Annotated in this window: 12 protein-coding genes; 4 read left to right on the top strand and 8 right to left on the bottom strand. The window is 71.6% G+C overall.

The features are described 5' to 3' along the window. Positions 1 to 43: 43 nt before the first annotated feature. The 5 genes from GA0070616_RS25025 to GA0070616_RS25005 all read right to left on the bottom strand — a co-directional run bounded on the left by GA0070616_RS25025 (position 44) and on the right by GA0070616_RS25005 (position 9513). The gene (locus GA0070616_RS25025) at positions 44 to 5026 is read right to left on the bottom strand and encodes a non-ribosomal peptide synthetase (protein ID WP_245712891.1); all 4983 of its coding nucleotides are present in this window, start codon (positions 5024 to 5026) and stop codon (positions 44 to 46) included. After that, positions 4945 to 6525, bottom strand: a complete 1581-nt coding sequence (locus GA0070616_RS25020) for a condensation domain-containing protein (RefSeq protein ID WP_091088255.1) — start codon at positions 6523 to 6525, stop codon at positions 4945 to 4947. Before GA0070616_RS25020 ends, GA0070616_RS25025 begins: the two co-directional genes overlap by 82 nt. A 139-nt stretch (positions 6526 to 6664) precedes the next feature. After that, positions 6665 to 6901, bottom strand: coding sequence for an acyl carrier protein (locus GA0070616_RS25015; RefSeq protein ID WP_091088250.1), 237 nt, complete (start codon positions 6899 to 6901; stop codon positions 6665 to 6667). A 90-nt stretch (positions 6902 to 6991) separates the two neighbouring features. Then, positions 6992 to 8032, bottom strand: a complete 1041-nt coding sequence (locus GA0070616_RS25010; RefSeq protein ID WP_091088247.1) for a beta-ketoacyl-ACP synthase III — start codon at positions 8030 to 8032, stop codon at positions 6992 to 6994. 140 nt (positions 8033 to 8172) lie between these two features. After that, complete coding sequence (locus GA0070616_RS25005; protein ID WP_091088244.1) at positions 8173 to 9513, bottom strand: ATP-binding protein; 1341 nt, start codon at positions 9511 to 9513, stop codon at positions 8173 to 8175. A gap of 327 nt (positions 9514 to 9840) precedes the next feature. On the opposite strand from GA0070616_RS25005, the gene GA0070616_RS28365 reads away from it, so the two are divergent. Further along, a complete protein-coding gene (locus GA0070616_RS28365; RefSeq protein ID WP_175440198.1) occupies positions 9841 to 10014 on the top strand; it encodes a hypothetical protein in 174 nt (57 codons plus the stop codon). A gap of 8 nt (positions 10015 to 10022) precedes the next feature. On the opposite strand, the gene GA0070616_RS25000 is transcribed toward GA0070616_RS28365, so the two are convergent. Further along, entirely contained in the window at positions 10023 to 13049 is a 3027-nt protein-coding gene (locus GA0070616_RS25000; protein WP_091088240.1) for an AfsR/SARP family transcriptional regulator, read from the bottom strand. A 305-nt stretch (positions 13050 to 13354) separates the two neighbouring features. Here GA0070616_RS25000 and GA0070616_RS28360 point away from each other — a divergent pair, with 305 nt between their 5' ends. Then, a complete protein-coding gene (locus tag GA0070616_RS28360) occupies positions 13355 to 13753 on the top strand; it encodes a nuclear transport factor 2 family protein (protein ID WP_175440197.1) in 399 nt (132 codons plus the stop codon). A gap of 105 nt (positions 13754 to 13858) precedes the next feature. Here GA0070616_RS28360 and GA0070616_RS24990 read toward each other — a convergent pair whose 3' ends face one another. After that, positions 13859 to 14746, bottom strand: a complete 888-nt coding sequence (locus tag GA0070616_RS24990) for a hypothetical protein (protein WP_091088231.1) — start codon at positions 14744 to 14746, stop codon at positions 13859 to 13861. Between the two features lie 221 nt (positions 14747 to 14967). Here GA0070616_RS24990 and yidD point away from each other — a divergent pair, with 221 nt between their 5' ends. Next, the gene (yidD, locus tag GA0070616_RS24985; protein WP_091088229.1) at positions 14968 to 15378 is read left to right on the top strand and encodes a membrane protein insertion efficiency factor YidD; all 411 of its coding nucleotides are present in this window, start codon (positions 14968 to 14970) and stop codon (positions 15376 to 15378) included. 71 nt (positions 15379 to 15449) lie between these two features. Here the strand turns inward: yidD and GA0070616_RS24980 are convergent, their stop codons facing one another. Then, positions 15450 to 16097, bottom strand: a complete 648-nt coding sequence (locus tag GA0070616_RS24980) for a nitroreductase family protein (RefSeq protein ID WP_091088225.1) — start codon at positions 16095 to 16097, stop codon at positions 15450 to 15452. 161 nt (positions 16098 to 16258) lie between these two features. Here GA0070616_RS24980 and GA0070616_RS24975 point away from each other — a divergent pair, with 161 nt between their 5' ends. Then, entirely contained in the window at positions 16259 to 17410 is a 1152-nt protein-coding gene (locus GA0070616_RS24975; protein WP_091088221.1) for a MalY/PatB family protein, read from the top strand. The last annotated feature ends 99 nt before the right edge of the window (positions 17411 to 17509 follow it).

Raw genomic sequence — 17509 nt, 5'->3', positions numbered from 1 at the left:
GGTGGGCCGACCAGCGGCAGTCCGCGGGGCAGGTTGGGTGCGGCTAGCCGCCCACCGGCCCGCCGGGCAGGGCGGTGCCGGCCTGGGTCCGCCGGCGCAGCGCCGGCCGGGCACGGGCCGGCGCGGCGGGCAGTTGCTCGGTGAGGGTGGCGATGGTGGGTGCGGTGAAGATGTCGCGGATGGTCAGGTCGACGCCGAGGACGGTGCGGGCGCGGGCGGCGAGTCTCGCGGCGAGCAGGGAGTGGCCGCCCAGGTCGAAGAAGTCGTCGTCGATACTGACCGACGGCACGCCGAGGACCTCGGCGTACAGGCCGCACAGGATCTCCTCCCGCGGGTCACGGGGGCCGCGACCGGCTGCCCGTCCGGCGCTCAGGTCCGGTGCGGGAAGGGCCCTGCGGTCGAGCTTGCCGTTCGCGGTCAACGGCATCCGGTCCAGCACCACCACCACCGACGGCACCATGTGCTCCGGCAACCGACCCCGCACCCACTGCCGCACGTCCTCGGCCAGGCTGGCGGGGGACGCGGAAGCGGAGTCGGCGGAGGTCGAGGCGGGGGGCGCGGAAGCGGAGTCGGCGGTGCCCGGTCGCGTGTCCGGAACGAGGTAGGCGACGAGGCGGAGGGTGCCGGTCGGGTCCGGGACAGCGACCACCGCGGCCTGACCCACCCGCTCATGACCCGACAACACCGCCTCGACCTCACCAGGCTCGACCCGGAACCCCCGAATCTTCACCTGCCCATCAGCCCGCCCCACGAACTCCAACACCCCAGCCGCAGTCCACCTCGCCAGATCACCCGTCCGATACAACCGCTCACCCGGCCCACCAAACGGATCAGCCACAAACCGCTGCGCCGTCAAACCCGACCGATTCAAATAACCAACCGCCACACCCACACCCGCCAAATACACCTCACCAACAACCCCCACCGGCACCGGCCGCAAACAACCATCCAACACAAACGCCCGCTTGTTCGCCACCGCCCGACCCACCGGCACCGACGAACCAACAAAACCAACCGGCACCTCAAACGTCGTCGAAAAGCCCATCGACTCCGCCGGCCCATAACCATTAGCCACCCGCAACCCCGGACACCGCGCCACAATCCGCGCCACATGCGCACCCGAAGCCGCCTCACCCCCCGTAAACGCCACCCGCACCCCGTCAAACGCCTCCGGATACTCCTCCACCAACAAATTGAACAACCCCGACGACAACTGCAACATCGACACCCGATGCTCCGCCACCAACGACGCAATCACCGACGGCTCAGGCCGCTGCCCCTCCTGCAGAACACACACCCCACCAAACAGCAACGCCCCCCAGAACTCCAACGAAAACGCATCCCACGACACCGGAGAACACTGCAAGAACACCTCACCCGGCCCAAACACCGCATAACCCTGCCCCACCAGACTCCCCACCAAAGCCCGATGCGACGCCACCACACCCTTCGGCACCCCCGTCGACCCCGACGTGAACATCACACACGCCACATCCGAACCACCCACCCCCACCAAAGGCGCCACCGAACCACACGAACCAATAACCCCCGCATCCGAATCAACCCGAACCACCGAACAACCACCAACACCCCCCACCCGAGACACCAAACCATCCCGAGTCACCAACACCACCGCACCCGACTCCCCCAACAACCACCCCAACCGCTCATCAGGAAACTCCGGATCCAACAACACATAACCAGCCCCCGCCTTCACCACCCCCAACACCGCAACCGCAAACTCCACCCCCCGCTCCAACAACACCCCCACCACATCACCCCGACCAACCCCCACCGACAACAAATGCCACGCCAAACGAGACGACCGAACATCCAACTCCCCATACGACAAACCCACCCCCCCACACACCACCGCCAACGCACCCGCATCCACACCCACCCGCCCCGCAAACAAACCACCCAACGAACCATCCACCACCGACACACCCGTCTCATTCCACCCACGCAGAACGGCATGGCGCTCGTCGGGATCGAGGACGTCGACGGCGTCCACCGGCAGGGTCGGGTCGGCGAGCACCTGGGTCAGCACGCGGCGCAGGGCGGCGACGAGCCGTTCGACGGTCGACGGGTCGAACAGGGCCGCGCTGTAGATCAGCGCGCCGCCGATGCCGGCGTCGCCCTCGTCGCGCAGCAGGAACTCCAGGTCGAACTTCGCGGCGGCGGTGTCGACCACGCCGCCCCGGCCGCAGCGCAGGCCGGGCAGCCGCAGGTCGCCGTCGGTCGCGTCGTCGAGGGCCAGGCAGACCTGGAACAGGGGGTGGCGGGCAAGGGAGCGGACCGGGTTGAGTGCCTCCAGGAGCAGGTCGAAGGGCAGTTCGGCGTGGGCGAGGGCGTCGAGATCGGTGGCGCGTACCCGGGCCAGCAGGTCGGTGAAGGACGGGTCGCCGGAGGTGTCGGTGCGCAGCACCACGGTGTTGACGAAGAAGCCGACCAGCGCGTCCAGCGTGTCGTCGCAGCGGCCGGCGACCGGGGTGCCGATGGGCACGTCGGTGCCGGCACCGAACCGGGTCAGGGTGAGCGCGAGTGCCGCCTGGAGCACCATGAACGGGGTGCACCGCTGGTCGCGGGCGAGCTGACGGATGCGCTCGGTGAGGTCGGGGTCCAGCCGGACGGGCACGGCACCGCCGCGGTGGTCGGCGACCGCCGGGCGGGGCCGGTCCAGGGGCAGCGCGATCTCCTCGGGCAATCCGTCCAGGGCGGTCCGCCAGTGGGCGAGGTCGGTGGCGTGCACGCTGGTGGGGTCGTCACGGTCGCCGAGCATGACCCGGTGCCAGAGGGCGTAGTCGGCGTACTGGACGGGCAGCGGCGGCCAGTCGGGGGCGCGGCCCACGCGCCGGGCCGCGTACGCGGTGGTCAGGTCGGCGAGGAGGGGACGCAGCGACTGCCCGTCCGTGGCGATGTGGTGCAGCAGCACGAGCAGCACCCACTCCTGCTCGCCGCAGTCGACCAGGGTGACCCGGATCGGCGGGGCGGCGGTGAGGTCGAAGGCGTGCCGGGCCTCCTCGGCCAGCAGCGCGTCCACGTCGTCGGGGGCGGCCCGGCGTAGCACCACGGGAACCGACGCGGTGTCGACGACGCGCTGGTACGGCTCGCCGTCGACGGTCTCGACGACGGTGCGCAGCACCTCGTGGCGGTCGGCCAGATCGGTCAGGGCGGCCCGCAGGGCGTCGACGTCGAGGTCACCGGTGAGCCGCACGGCGAGTGGCACGTTGTAGGTGGCGCCGCTTCCCTCCAGGGAGTCGATGAGCCAGAGCCGGCGCTGCGCGTACGACAGCGGGACCCGGTCGGGGCGCGGCCCGGCGGTGACGGCGGGCCGCGAGCGGGCGCGGCCGGTGGTGGCGAGGTGGTCGGTGAGGGTGGCGATGGTGGGTGCGGTGAAGATGTCGCGGATGGTCAGGTCGACGCCGAGGACGGTGCGGGCGCGGGCGGCGAGTCTCGCGGCGAGCAGGGAGTGGCCGCCCAGGTCGAAGAAGTCGTCGTCGATACTGACCGACGGCACGCCGAGGACCTCGGCGTACAGGCCGCACAGGATCTCCTCCCGCGGGTCACGGGGGCCACGACCGGCTGCCCGACCGGCGCTCAGGTCCGGTGCGGGCAGGGCCCTGCGGTCGAGCTTGCCGTTCGCGGTCAACGGCATCCGGTCCAGCACCACCACCACCGACGGCACCATGTGCTCCGGCAACCGACCCCGCACCCACTGCCGCACGTCCTCGGCCAGGCTGGCGGGGGACGCGGAAGCGGAGTCGGCGGAGGTCGAGGCGGGGGGCGCGGAAGCGGAGTCGGCGGTGCCCGGTCGCGTGTCCGGAACGAGGTAGGCGACGAGGCGGAGGGTGCCGGTCGGGTCCGGGACAGCGACCACCGCGGCCTGACCCACCCGCTCATGACCCGACAACACCGCCTCGACCTCACCAGGCTCGACCCGGAACCCCCGAATCTTCACCTGCCCATCAGCCCGCCCCACGAACTCCAACACCCCAGCCGCAGTCCACCTCGCCAGATCACCCGTCCGATACAACCGCTCACCCGGCCCACCAAACGGATCAGCCACAAACCGCTGCGCCGTCAAACCCGACCGATTCAAATAACCAACCGCCACACCCACACCCGCCAAATACACCTCACCAACAACCCCCACCGGCACCGGCCGCAAACAACCATCCAACACAAACGCCCGCTTGTTCGCCACCGCCCGACCCACCGGCACCGACGAACCAACAAAACCAACCGGCACCTCAAACGTCGTCGAAAAGCCCATCGACTCCGCCGGCCCATAACCATTAGCCACCCGCAACCCCGGACACCGCGCCACAATCCGCGCCACATGCGCACCCGAAGCCGCCTCACCCCCCGTAAACGCCACCCGCACCCCGTCAAACGCCTCCGGATACTCCTCCACCAACAAATTGAACAACCCCGACGACAACTGCAACATCGACACCCGATGCTCCGCCACCAACGACGCAATCACCGACGGCTCAGGCCGCTGCCCCTCCTGCAGAACACACACCCCACCAAACAGCAACGCCCCCCAGAACTCCAACGAAAACGCATCCCACGACACCGGAGAACACTGCAAGAACACCTCACCCGGCCCAAACACCGCATAACCCTGCCCCACCAGACTCCCCACCAAAGCCCGATGCGACGCCACCACACCCTTCGGCACCCCCGTCGACCCCGACGTGAACATCACACACGCCACATCCGAACCACCCACCCCCACCAAAGGCGCCACCGAACCACACGAACCAATAACCCCCGCATCCGAATCAACCCGAACCACCGAACAACCACCAACACCCCCCACCCGAGACACCAAACCATCCCGAGTCACCAACACCACCGCACCCGACTCCCCCAACAACCACCCCAACCGCTCATCAGGAAACTCCGGATCCAACAACACATAACCAGCCCCCGCCTTCACCACCCCCAACACCGCAACCGCAAACTCCACCCCCCGCTCCAACAACACCCCCACCACATCACCCCGACCAACCCCCACCGACAACAAATGCCACGCCAAACGAGACGACCGAACATCCAACTCCCCATACGACAAACCCACCCCCCACACACCACCGCCAACGCACCCGCATCCACACCCACCCGCCCCGCAAACAAACCACCCAACGAACCATCCACCACCGACACACCCGTCTCATTCCACCCACGCAACACCGCGTCACGCTCCACGGCGTCGAGCAGGTCGATGTCGCCGACCGGCGTGTCGGGGCGGGCGGTCATGGCGGCCAGCACCCGGCGGAAGGTGCGCTGGTAGGCGTCCAGGTCCACGGCGTCGCGGTGGGCACTGTCGACACTGACGTCGATGCGCAGGCCGCCCTCGGGATGGTGGGTGACGGTGAGGGCCAGGTCCTCGACGGTGCCACCGGTGGAGAACAGGTGGTGCACGGCGGGCAGCCCGGCGAAGGTGTTCTGCTCGTCCCCGGCCACGAAGTTGACGACCGGACCGAACTCACGCCGCCCGTCGGTGGACCAGCCGAGGTCGCGCAGCAGGTCGGCGGAGTCGTACCGCTGGTGCCACTGCGCCCGCAACGCCTGTCGGGCGACCTTGGCGGCCAACGCCTCGGCGGTCTCGGCCGGGTCGACGCGGCAGCGCAGCGGCAGGACGTTCGCCATCATGCCGGGCACGCCGATGGCGGCCGGACCGAGCCGGCCGGGCACCGGGAGGCTGAGCAGCACGTCGTCCTCCCCGGTCCACAGGTGCCGGTGCACGGCGGCCGCGGTGAGCAGCGCCTGCTGCCACGTCACGCCCGCTCGTTCGGCGAAGCCGCGCAGCCGCGCGACGCCCTCGACGTCGACGCGGCAGACCTGGCGGGTGACCCGGTTGGTGGGCCGCGCCGGCGACGGCGGCCCCGGCGGCTGGGGGGCGTCGGCCATCATCTGCCGCCAGTACGCGGCGTCGCGCTGCTGCGCCCGGGAGCCGGTGTAACGGGCCTGCTCGTCGAGCAGGGCGGTGAAGGAACCCAGCGGTGCACCGGCGGGGTGGCCACCGACCAGGGCGGTGTACAGTTCCGCGCCGCGTCGGCGCAGCACGGTGGAGGTGTAGCCGTCGTGGATCAGGTGGTGGGCCCGGTTGTACCAGAGGTGATGGTCCGGACCAAGTCGGATGATCTCGTGGTGGAACAGCCGGTCACGTTCGAGGTCGGGGGCGGCGTCCATGTCCTCGCGCATCAGCCGCAGCGCCGCCGCGTGGGGATCCGGTTCGGCGCTGAGGTCCCGCAGCCGGGGGGTGAAGTCCGGTGCCGGTCCGAGGTACTGGGCGGGCACCCCGTCGACCTCGGTGAAGCGCAGCCGCAGGGTCTCGTCCTCGGCGACCAGCGTCCGCACGGTCGCCAACAGGGCGTCCGGGTCCAACGGTCCCCGGATCTCCAGGTAGCCGCCCATGTTGTGCACGGGGTTGGTGGGATCGATCCGCTGGGCGTACCAGACGCCGAGCTGCGCGGCGTTCAGCGGCCGGGTGCCGGTCGTCGGGTCGGACATGGTGAAACCCCCATCTGGGCGCGGTTGCGGTGCGGTCGGACAGGCGGCGACGGCCCACCGCGACGTCTTCAGGTGTGTGAAGAGGCGCGCGGTGGGCCGGCGGCGGGACTACGGGCGACGAAACGGACCGGGCGGAGGGTCACTGCTTCCGCTGGATGAGGTCCAGGATGTCCTGGACGCTCTGCACGGTGGTCAGCTCGTCGTCGGTGAACTCGATGTCGAAGATCTTCTCGACCTTGACGAGGATGTCGACGAAGGTCAGGGAGTCGATGCCCAGGTCCTCGTTGAGCAGGTGGGTGGGGCCGATCAGCTCCATCTCCAGGTCCGGCACCTGCTCCAGGACGATCTCGTTGACTCTCTCCAGGGTGTTGAGCACGGTTGTCTCCCATCGTGGCGGTGGCACTCGACGTGCCTCGGTACGGTCGGTTCGGGTCTCCCGGCGTGTGCCACCGGGACGTCGCGGAGGTCAGGCGGCCGGGCCGGTGAGGCTCAGCTCGGGCCAGGTGAGTGCGGCGGCAGCCCAGGTGGCGCCACCACCGAAGGCAGCCAGCAGCACCTTGTCGCCGGGGGTGAAGGTGCCGGCGGTGACCGCGTCGACGAAGGCCAGCGGAATGGACGCGGCGGAGGTGTTGGCCACCCTGTCGACGTTGATGACGGCCTTCTCGGCGGGGATGCCGATGGCCTCGGCGGTGGCGGTGAGGATGCGGCGGTTGGCCTGGTGGGCGACGAGCCAGTCGACGTCATCGACGCTCCAGCCCATCTCGTTCAGCACGGTCGTGGCGGCGCCGGTCATCCGGGCGATGGCGTGTTTGTAGACGGACCGGCCGGCCATGGTGAAGTAGCTGTGGTCGATGTCGGTGGGCACGCCGAACGAGCGTTGCCGGGACCCGCCGGCGGGAGTCTTCATGATGTCCAGCAGGTCGCCGTCACTGCCCATCATCTGGGCGGTGATGCTGCCCTGCTCGTCGTGGCCGCCGGCCCGTACGACCACCGCGCCAGCGCCGTCGCCGAAGATCGGGGCGGTGATCTGGTCCGACCTGTCGAGGATCGTCGAGATGGCGTCGGCGCCGATCACCAGCCCGGTGCGGTACGCGCCGGTGGCCAGCAGTCCGGCGCTGACCGAGAGCGCGTAGACGAAGCCGGAGCAGGCGGCGTTGAGGTCGAAGGCCGCGATGCCCCGGAGGCCGAGGCGGGCGGCGACGGCCGGGGCGGTGGCGGGGAACGGGTGGTCGGGGGAGCACGTGGCCAGGACCAGGAAATCGATGTCCGGGTTGCCGCAGGACTGCAGCGCCCGCCGACCCGCCTCCACGGCCAGGTCGGAGGTGGCGCCCTCGGGTTCGAGGAAGAACCGTTGCTCGATGCCCGTCCGGTCGCGGATCCAGTCGGTGGTGACGCCGAGCTGCTCGGCGATCTCGTCGTTCTTCACCGCCCGCTCGGGGACGTAGGCGCCGAGGCCGGCGATGACGGCCGTGCGGGTGTGCTTCCTGTATTCGACGTTCGCCGACACAGTTCGTCCTCCCTCGTGTCGTGGTCGGGCGGCCCGGCGCCGCGCCGGCCGCTTCTGCTCGGTGGTGCAGTCATTGAACCGGCGCCGCGCGGTGCCGGGCGGCAGTTGTTCCGGCACCCGCGCAGCAGTTGCGCCGCTGGTCAGGCCCCGACGTGGGCCGGGACGCCGGCTGCGGGGCGGGCCGCGGATTCGAGCTGGGTGGCCCGGACCAGGTGCAGGATCCGGAACCGGGACTGCCCGGCCTCGTAGCTGGGCTGCACCAGGCCGCGCAGCACCAGGTCACGGACGGCCCGGCCGCTGTCGGGCAGGCTGCTCCCGGTCAGCGCGGTGACGTCCGCCAGGCCGAAGCGGTCGCCGCGGCGGCACAGGTCGGCGAGCAGGTCCCGGTCGGCGGTGGGCAGGGCGGCCAGCCGGTGGTCGAGGGCGTCCCGCAGCCGGATGTCGCCGTCGGCTCCCGCGAGGTGGTGCAGCAGGTTCGCCGGGTCCGCGTGCAGGCACTGGTGCAGGGTCGGCACGTCGTAGACGACCAGCCAGGACGCGGCGGCCTGCAACGCCAGCGGCAGCCCGTCGACGCGGCGGCAGATGTCGGCGACGAGCCCGCTGTCGGCGGGGGCGGGGGTGAAGTCGGGGCGGACCCGGCGGGCCCGTTCCACGAACACCCGCACGGCGGGGCTCTGCCCGATGGTGAGCGGGTCGTCGTCCTCGGGCACGGCCAGCGGGGTGAGCAGGAACGTCCGTTCCCCGGGCAGGTGCAGGGGTTGGGCCGCGGTGACGAGGATGCGCAGACCGGGGCAGTCGCGCAGCAGCGCGGCGACCCGGTCGGCGCGGACGACGGGACCGGTCACGCCGTCGACGACCAGCAGGGGTGGCCGGTCTGCGACGGTGTCGACGAACGCGGCGATGTCGTCGGTGGCGTCGCCGGCATTGAGCAGCTGGTGGACGCAGGCCCGCACCAGGGCGGCGAGGCGGTCTCCGCCGGCGGGGGCGGCGTCGGCCGCGCACCAGAGCACCGGGGTGCGTTCGGCGGTGTGCAACCGGGTCGCCACCTCCAGGGCGAGGCGGGTGCGCCCGACCCCGTCCACCCCGGTCACGGTGACCAACCGTTCGGCACCGGAGGCCAGCTCGCCGGTCAGGGTCGAGGTTTCGGTCTCCCGGCCTACCAGCACGTCCAGGGCGAACGGTGGGGCGGGAGGATCGGCCTCGTAGGCGGCCTTGACCGCCCAACTGGTGCGGCCCTGGTTGGCGGCGGTCTCCAGGTCCGCGCGGGCCCGCAGGCCCAGCCGCAGTCCGTCGGCGATCAGCCGTACGGTGTCCTGCCGGGGCCGCCGTGCCCGACCCTGTTCCAGGTCGCGGATGGCCCGGACGCTGACCGTGGAGAAGTCCGCCAGTTCCCGCTGGGTCAGCCCGATGCGCAAACGGTGCTGACGGACCAGCAGCCCGAACTGCGGAACGTCCTCGCCAGTGCCCACGTCGATGCTCATGTTGCGGTCTCCACTTCTCCGGCGGCAGTGGACGAGCCGGTGCCACGCTGTCCCGTTGGTGTGGCGCACCAATCCCGTCACCGGGATCACCGCTCGTCCCCGCCAATGGTCCGGGCGCCGCTATCGGCGAGGCATCGCGCGCCCTATCGTCGGCGTATCAGCAGTTCAGGCCCATCTTCAGGGGTGCCGCGACGTGAATCGCTATCACCGGAATAGGTGCTCTCCACAATGGTGATAGCGCCGGGATAAACGCTGAGATAAGGCCGGGATTCCGCCCGTGGTTAGCGTTCCGTCAACACCCCAGGGAAACGCTGACAAGGAGTCGACATGGGCCGCATCTCCGCCGTGAAGGTCTTCGCTCTCGCCGCCGCCACCGCCGGCCTCATCGCCCTCGGCGCGACGGCCGCGCAGGCCTCCGACGGTTCCGCTCCCGCGCCGACCGGCACCGTGGCCACCCCCACGCCGACCACGTCGACCGACGGCAACAACCCCTGGGACTGACGGCAGGCTCAGGAGGCGGCGGAGCCCAGGACGGCGAGTTCCTCGGCCAGGCCCTCCGCCTCCCGCGTCTCGTGCCGCATCCCCCGCGCCCGGAAGGTCTGCGTGGCCTGGTCGAGCAACTGCCGGGCCGGCACCGGGTCGCCGGCCCGGGCCAGCAGCCGGGCCAGGTCCAGCCGCACCAGCGCCGCTCCGCCGTGGTCCATGATCTGCTCGCGTACGGTCAGGGCGCGCTCGAAGGCGTCCCGGGCCTGCGCGTAGCGCCCCATGGCGGCGTGCACCTCGCCGAGGTTACGCAGCAGATGCCCCTCGCCGATGATGTCCCGGCCGTGCCGCACCATCTCCAGCACCCCGGTCAGGGTCCGTTCCGCCTCGGCGTGTTCGCCCATCTGTAACTGCACCTGGCCGGCCCGCCGCAGGGCATGGGCCTCGCCGTGGGCGTAGCCGACGGAGCGGAAGACGTCCAGCGCCTCCTCCAGCTGGGCCCGGGCGACGGCGCTGTGCCCCCGCCGCATCCAGATGTGCGCGCTCTGGGTGAGCACCGTCGCCCGGCCCACCACGTCGCCGACCCGGTCGAAGTCGCGGGCGGCCTGCTCGTAGCGCAGCAGCGCCCGGTCGTCCTCGCCGGCCTGCCGGTCGAGCAGGGCCAGGTCGCGGCGGCACAGGGCGAGCCCGTGCACCTCCCCCAGCTCGTCGAAGATCTCCAGCGACTCGGCCAGCGCCCGGCGCGCCTCCTCCGGGTGCTGCCGGCTCAGATGCATGGTGCCCAGGGACGCGAGCACGGCGGCGACACCGCGCCGGTTGCCGGCTGCGCGGGTGGCCTCCAGTGCCCGCTGGTGGGTGCGTTCCCACAGGTCGAAGTAGCCGCGCGCCTCGAACAGCGTCACCAGGGTGGTGGTCAGGTCCCAGCACAGCTCGTCGAGCCCCGCCTGGGCGGCCTGCTCGACGGCCAGGCACAGGTTGGCGTGCTCCATGTCCAACCACTCGACCGGATCGGTCAGCAGAGCGTCGACGTACCCGGCGGGCGGCTGCCAGCGGCGGCCCGAGCCGCGCAGCACCGTGTAGTCACCCCCGTAGATCCGCGCGTGGGCCTGCTCGGCGACCGCCAGCCAGCCGCCGAGCATCCGTTCGGTCGCGGCGAGCTGCACGGCGGGACTGTCGTGCAGGGTCAGCTGTTCCCGGGCGAACAGCCGGATCACCTCGTGGAAGCGGTACCGGAACTCGCCGGTGCGCTCCACCGCGACCGCGTCGAGCATCTGCACGTCGACCAGCGGCTCCACCAGGTCGGACGGGAAGGGCCGGTGGTCGTCGAGCAGCGCGCCCGCGACCCAGCCGGGCACCGCCGGCCCCTCGGCGAGGCTGAACAGGCGCAGCAGGCGACGGTCGGCGCGGTTGAGGCCGTCGTGGGTCAGCGACAGGCTGGCCCGGATGGTCATCTCGCCGTGCGCCAACTCGTCGAGCCGGTGCCGTTCGTTGGCCAGCCGGTGCACCATGGACGCCAGCGTCCAGTGCGGACGGGCGGCCAGCCGGGCGGCCACGATCCGCAGCGCCAGCGGCAACCCGCCGACCGTCCGGACCAGGGCGGCGGCGGCCTCCGGCTCCCGGGCCACCCGTTCGACGCCGGCCACCCGGGCCAGCAGGTCCAGCGACTGGGCCTCGTCGAACACGTCCAGCTCGACGCGCTGCGCTCCGGGCAGGGCGGCCAACCGGGACCGGCTGGTCACCACCACGGCGCAGCTGCTGCTGCCGGGCAGCAGCGGGGCGATCTGCCGTTCGCTGGCCGCGTCGTCGAGGACCACCAGCATCCGCCGGGCGGCCAGCAGCGTCCGGTACATCTCGGCGCGTTCGTCGGTGTCGTCGGGGATCACCGGACCGGGGATGCCCAGGGCCCGCAGGAACCGGCCGAGCATGTCCCTGGCGCTGACCGGTTCGGGCCCGGCTCCCCGCAGGTCCCCGTAGAGCTGCCCGTCGGGGAACCGCTCGCCGAGGCGGTGGGCGATGTGGGTGGCCATCGCGCTCTTGCCGATCCCGGGCTTGCCGACGATGACCACCAGGCCGAGCGCCCGCTGGTCGTCGCCGCCCAGCAGCGCGGCCCGCGCCGTACGCAGCACCTGCTCGTCGGCGACGAAGTCGGCGGTGTCGGCCGGCAGCTGGTGGGGCTTCTCGTCCCCGTACGCCGGCAGGGGCGCCGCCGACGGTGGGGCGGCACGTTCGGCGGGGTGGGCGGGGTGGGCGGCCGGTGCGACGCTCAGCAGGGCCGGGTCCCCGGCGAGGATGGCGTTCTCCAGTTGCCGCAGTTCCTCCCCCGGCGTCAGGCCCAGCTCGTCGGCGAGCAGCCGGCGGCCGGCGCGGTACACCTCCAGCGCCTCGGCCTGCCGCCCCGAACGGTGCAGGGCGAGCATGAGCTGGCCGCGCAGCCGCTCCCGCAGTGGATACTCGTCGACCAGCCGGCGGACCTCCCCGACCAGGTCGTGGCTGCGTCCCAGGCTCAGCTCCAGTTCCAGGTACGTCTCGACCGCGGTCAACCGGTCCTCGTCGAGGCGTTGCCCCCGGATCCGCAGCACGTCGCTGGGGATGCCGTCCAGGCACGGGCCCCGCCACAGGGCGACGGCACCGCGCAGGGTCTCGGCGGCCTCGGCGGCGCGGCCCTCCTTCACCAGCACCCGGGACGCGGCCACCTGACGGTGGAACAGGTGCAGGTCGACCGCGTCCTCACCGGTTTGCAGCAGGTACCCGGGCGCGCGGGACACCACCGTGGCGGCGACGCCGGCCTCGGTGAAGCTCTTGCGCAGCCGGGAGATGCAGATCTGGATCTGGGTGCGGGCGGTGTCCGGGGGTTCGTCCGGCCAGATGAGGTCGAGCAGCCGATCCGTGCCCACGACCCGGCCGGCCTCGGTGAGCAGGCAGGCCAGGATGATCTCCTGGCGCCCGGGAGGCACGCGTACCGGCCCGTCCGGCCCGTCGACCTGTAGGGGGCCCAGGATCCGGAAGACGACTCCGGTGGGGAGTACTGGACTGGCGACGGTCGAGTCGGGCATGGATCTCCAGAGCCAGCTGTTGCAGGAGCAGCGTTCGCCGACACAGCTCACCCCATCGCAGCGACTTCTGTAAATCAGCGCCGCTGACCATGAGTTCTACCCGTTGGTATGGTTGCGCGATCCGGACCATCGATGATCGTGTGGACCGGTCCGGCAGCGTCCGCCGTGGCATGCGGTCGTGTCCGCCGAAGGGCGCGCGCCGCGCGGGAAAGCGCCGTGATAGGCCGGAGATGGCTGCCTCGCCGACAGTGTCTCCACGAACCACCAGCGGGTGGACCAACGGGGAACAGGCAGAGGAGATCCCGATGATCGGCGACGGGAGCCTGCGGACACGCAGCACGGCAGCGACGGCGGCGGGCGTCGACCACGTTCGACTGTCGTACCACTATCTCGACACCGGCGACATCGACGGGTACGGTTCCCTGCTCGACGAGGACGCCCAGGTACGCCGCCCGGACCTGGCACAGGGCCGTGGCCGCGCGGAGGTGCTGCGTACCCACGCCCAGATCGCCGGGCCACCCACCCGGCACCGGATCTACAAGGTCGTGGCCGACGGCGACGCGGTGGCGGTGACCGGCCGGTACACCCACGCGGGCCGGCGCGGGCAGAGCGGCACGGAGGTCGACTTCGTCGACATGTTCACGCTCACCGACGAGGGAATGCTGCTCGGCTACCGGCGGTTCTACTACGTCGCGCCCGCCTGAGCGCCACCCGTGCCGACCCGCGGACGGACGTCAGGCCACCTACGACACGACCGGGGGGAGCAGCGCTGGGCGCCGCTCCCCCCGGTGTCCGCGCGGGCGGCACGGTCAGCCGGTGAACTTCTCCAAGGCCAACTCCAGCGCGCCGTCGTCGGGCCTGGCGTACGACTTCAAGGTGAGCTTGTTGTAGGACACGAAGCTCGGGCACCGCACTGCCGGGGCGTTGATGGTGCCGCCGTCGGCGATCTTCTCACCGGTCCTGGCGTTGTGGAAGGTCAGGGTGTAGCGCGACGAGACGTAGTCGATGGTGACCTTCTTGTCGTCGCTGCCCTTGTAGTCGCACTTCTTGCCCGCACCCTCGCTGCCCTCGACGTACTGCAGGCAGCCGACGACGGAGACCTCGTCCCAGTCCGTGCTGCGGGCGTAGTACGGCTTGTTGTAGCCGACCGACTTGGTCACCCACGACGACGGCCGGTCCGGGGAGTTCGAGAAGGTGTAGATCTTGGCGCCCTTCGCGCTGGTGTACGGCGCGGCGTTCAGGATCGGGCTGCCCTCGCAGACGGCAGACATGTCGCTGGAGTTCCGGGCGGTGACCGCGTTGTTGTTGTTCGGCTGGGGATCGACCGGCTGGGGCGCGGAGGAGTTCTGGGCATCGCCGGTGGGGGCCGGCACGCCGCTGGAGGACGACGCGATCGGGGCCGGGTCGTCGTCGTCGCCGCTGAGAGCGAAGTAGCCGATGGTGCCTCCGCAGACGACGAGCACGGCCATGACGGCGGCGCCGATGCCCAGGCCGATCATCAGCCCCTTGTTCGACTTCGGGGGCGGGGGCGGGGGGAGGGGCGCGCCGAACTGCGGCGGATAACCGGGCTGGCCCGGGAAGCCCTGCTGCGGCTGACCGTAGGCCGGCTGCCCCACCGGGGAGCCGGGCGGGGTGCCCCACGGGGCAACATTCGGATCCGGCTGCTGCCCTCCGTACGGAGGGTGACTCTCACTCATCTCAGGCCCTTGTCGCTGTCGAGGGGTGCGTAGGCACGCGATCAGAAGTCAGGGTAGTAAGCAGTGCAAATCCGGGGTTGAGACTACGATGCGTGGTCCCGAGGACTGGATCTCCCCCGGAGGGTGGTGACTCTGAGTACGGGTACTCATGCGCCCGGCAGGCACCGCCGTCCCGGCCAGCCACCCGTACCGCCGTTGACGCCGTACCCGAGGATGGGCCCATGATCGGGCACAACCGGAGCCGGGCGCGGGACAACCGTCGGCAGCGCGACCGTACACGCAAGCGGCGGGGACGGTCCGCCTACCACCCCGACGGCTGCTGCGACGGCTGCGACGGCTGCGACGGCTGCAACTTCGGGTTGTTCTCGACCCTGCTGACCGTGGGGTCGGTCGCCGCCGCCGCGACCCGGGCCCTGGCGCTTGACCGGGCGGGCCTGGCCGCCATCCGCGGTTACCGTCGGTGGCTGTCCCCGCACTGGCCCGGGCAGTGCCGGTTCACCCCGACCTGCGGCGTGTACGGGCTGGCGGCGGTGGAGCGGCACGGGCTCGCCACCGGTGGGCGGATGGCCGCGCAGCGGCTACGCCGCTGCCGCCCGGGTGTCCCGCGCGGCACCCACGACCCGGTCCGCTGACGTCGCTACCGTCGACGACCCGTCCCGCCCACCTCCCCCGGTCCGGCCACGCGCACCTGACGGCAGCGCCCTCACTGCCACACGAGCACCTCCTCCAGTGGCTTGCGGGTCAGGTCGGGCACGGTGGCGTCGGGAGCCGGGAAGCCGACCGGGATCACCACGTACGGGCGTTCCTCCGCCGGTCGGCCACAGACCGAGTTGAGAAAGCGCATCGGGCTGGGGGTGTGGGTGAGCGTCGCCAGACCGGCGTGGTGCAGGGCGGTGATCAGCAGCCCGACGGCGATCCCGACGGACTCCTTGACGTAGTACGGCTTCGGCGTGTTCGGCCCCTGGTGCACCTCGAACACGACGATCACCACCGGGGCCACCTCGAGGAACGGCTTCTGCCAGTCGGTGCCCAGCGGCGCGAGCGCCCGCAGCCACTCGTCCGATGCCCGGCGGCTGTAGAACTCGCGCTCCTCCGCCTCGGCCGCCTCGCGCAGCCGGCGCTTGCGCTCCGGGTCACTGATCACGACGAAGCGCCACGGTTGCAGGTTGGCGCCGCTCGGAGCGGTGGAAGCGGCACGGACCGCCTCTTCGACGACCTCCCTCGGCACCGGCTCCGCCGAGAAGTGCCGGATCGACCGACGCGTCGTCATCCGGTCGGCGAAGGCGCGGACGGTGTCGACCATCTCCTGGTCACGCCCGCGTCCCCGCACCCCGTCCGCAGCACTGCCCATGGTCTCCTCCTCTGCTCGACGGTGACGCCAGCAACCCGCGAGCGGGCCGGTGCGGCCCGCACCGCAAGCCGCGGCACCGGTCAGCATGCCCGTCCGCCCGGACACCGCGCCCCACCGGGGCCCACCCCGGCCTGCCACCGACCGGCGCGTAGCGTGCGGGTGTGGGTAACCCGCTGACCGAGCTGTCGCTACCGCAGTTGCGCCGTCGCACCAGCGAGAAGTGGCGGCGGTACCCGCCGGACGTGCTGCCCCTGTTCGTCGCCGAGATGGACGTGCCGCTCGCCGGGCCGGTGGCTCGGGCGTTGACCGACGCCGTCGCGCTCGGCGACACCGGCTACCTGTCCGGGCCGGTCTACGCCGAGGCGCTGGCCGGGTTCGCCGACCAGCGGTGGGGCTGGCGGCTGGACGTGGCGCACACGGCGATCGTGCCGGACGTCATGCTGGGGATCGTCGAGATGCTCCGGCTCGTGACCGGCACCGGGGACGCCGTCGTGGTCAACCCGCCGGTCTACCCGCCGTTCTTCATGTTCGTGTCCAGCCTGGACCGGCGGATCGTGGAGGCGCCGTTGGGCGCGGACGGGCGACTCGACCCGGCCACCCTGCGCCGCGCGTTCGCCTCGGCGACGGCTGGCGGTCGCCGGGCGGCGTACCTGCTGTGCAGCCCGCACAATCCGACCGGGGTCGTGCACACCCGCGCCGAGTTGACGGAGGTGGCGGCGCTGGCGGCCCACTACGGCGTACGGGTGGTCGTCGACGAGATCCACGCGCCGCTGGTGTGTCCCGGCGCGCGGTTCGTGCCGTACCTGACGGTGCCGGGCGGGGAGGACGGCCTGGCGGTGCTGTCGGCGTCGAAGGCGTGGAACCTGGCCGGGTTGAAGGCCGCCCTGGCGGTGGCCGGTCCCGCTGCGGCGGCCGACCTGGCCCGGTTGCCCGAGGAGGTCTCCCACGGGCCGAGCCACCTGGGGATCATCGCGCACGCCGCCGCCCTGACCGACGGTGTCGGGTGGCTCGACGACCTCCTGTCGGGGCTCGACGAGAACCGGCGGCTGCTGGCCGACCTGCTGGCCGAGCGACTGCCGGGGGTGACGTACCGGATGCCGCAGGGCACGTACCTCGCCTGGCTGGACTGTCGGGCGCTGGGCCTCGGGGACGATCCCGCCGCGGTGTTCCTCGACCGGGCCCGGGTGGCGCTGGTGCCCGGGCCCGCGTTCGGCACGGGCGGCGCGGGGCACGCCCGGCTGAACTTCGCCACGTCACCGGAGCTTCTCACGCAGGCCCTGGACCGGATGGCCACGGCGCCTCGCCGGCCGTGAGGGCACCGGGAACCGGCACGAGGTCGGACACGGCGCCGCCCGAGGGCTTCTGCACCGCAGGGTAGTGGACGTCGCTCTCGACAGTAAGGATTGTTGACA

Origin of the sequence: Micromonospora nigra, assembly GCF_900091585.1 — a bacterium.
Classification (GTDB): Bacteria; Actinomycetota; Actinomycetes; order Mycobacteriales; family Micromonosporaceae; genus Micromonospora; species Micromonospora nigra.
The sequence above is the reverse complement of the archived record's forward strand: the minus strand, read 5'-3'. Positions and strand labels throughout refer to the sequence as shown.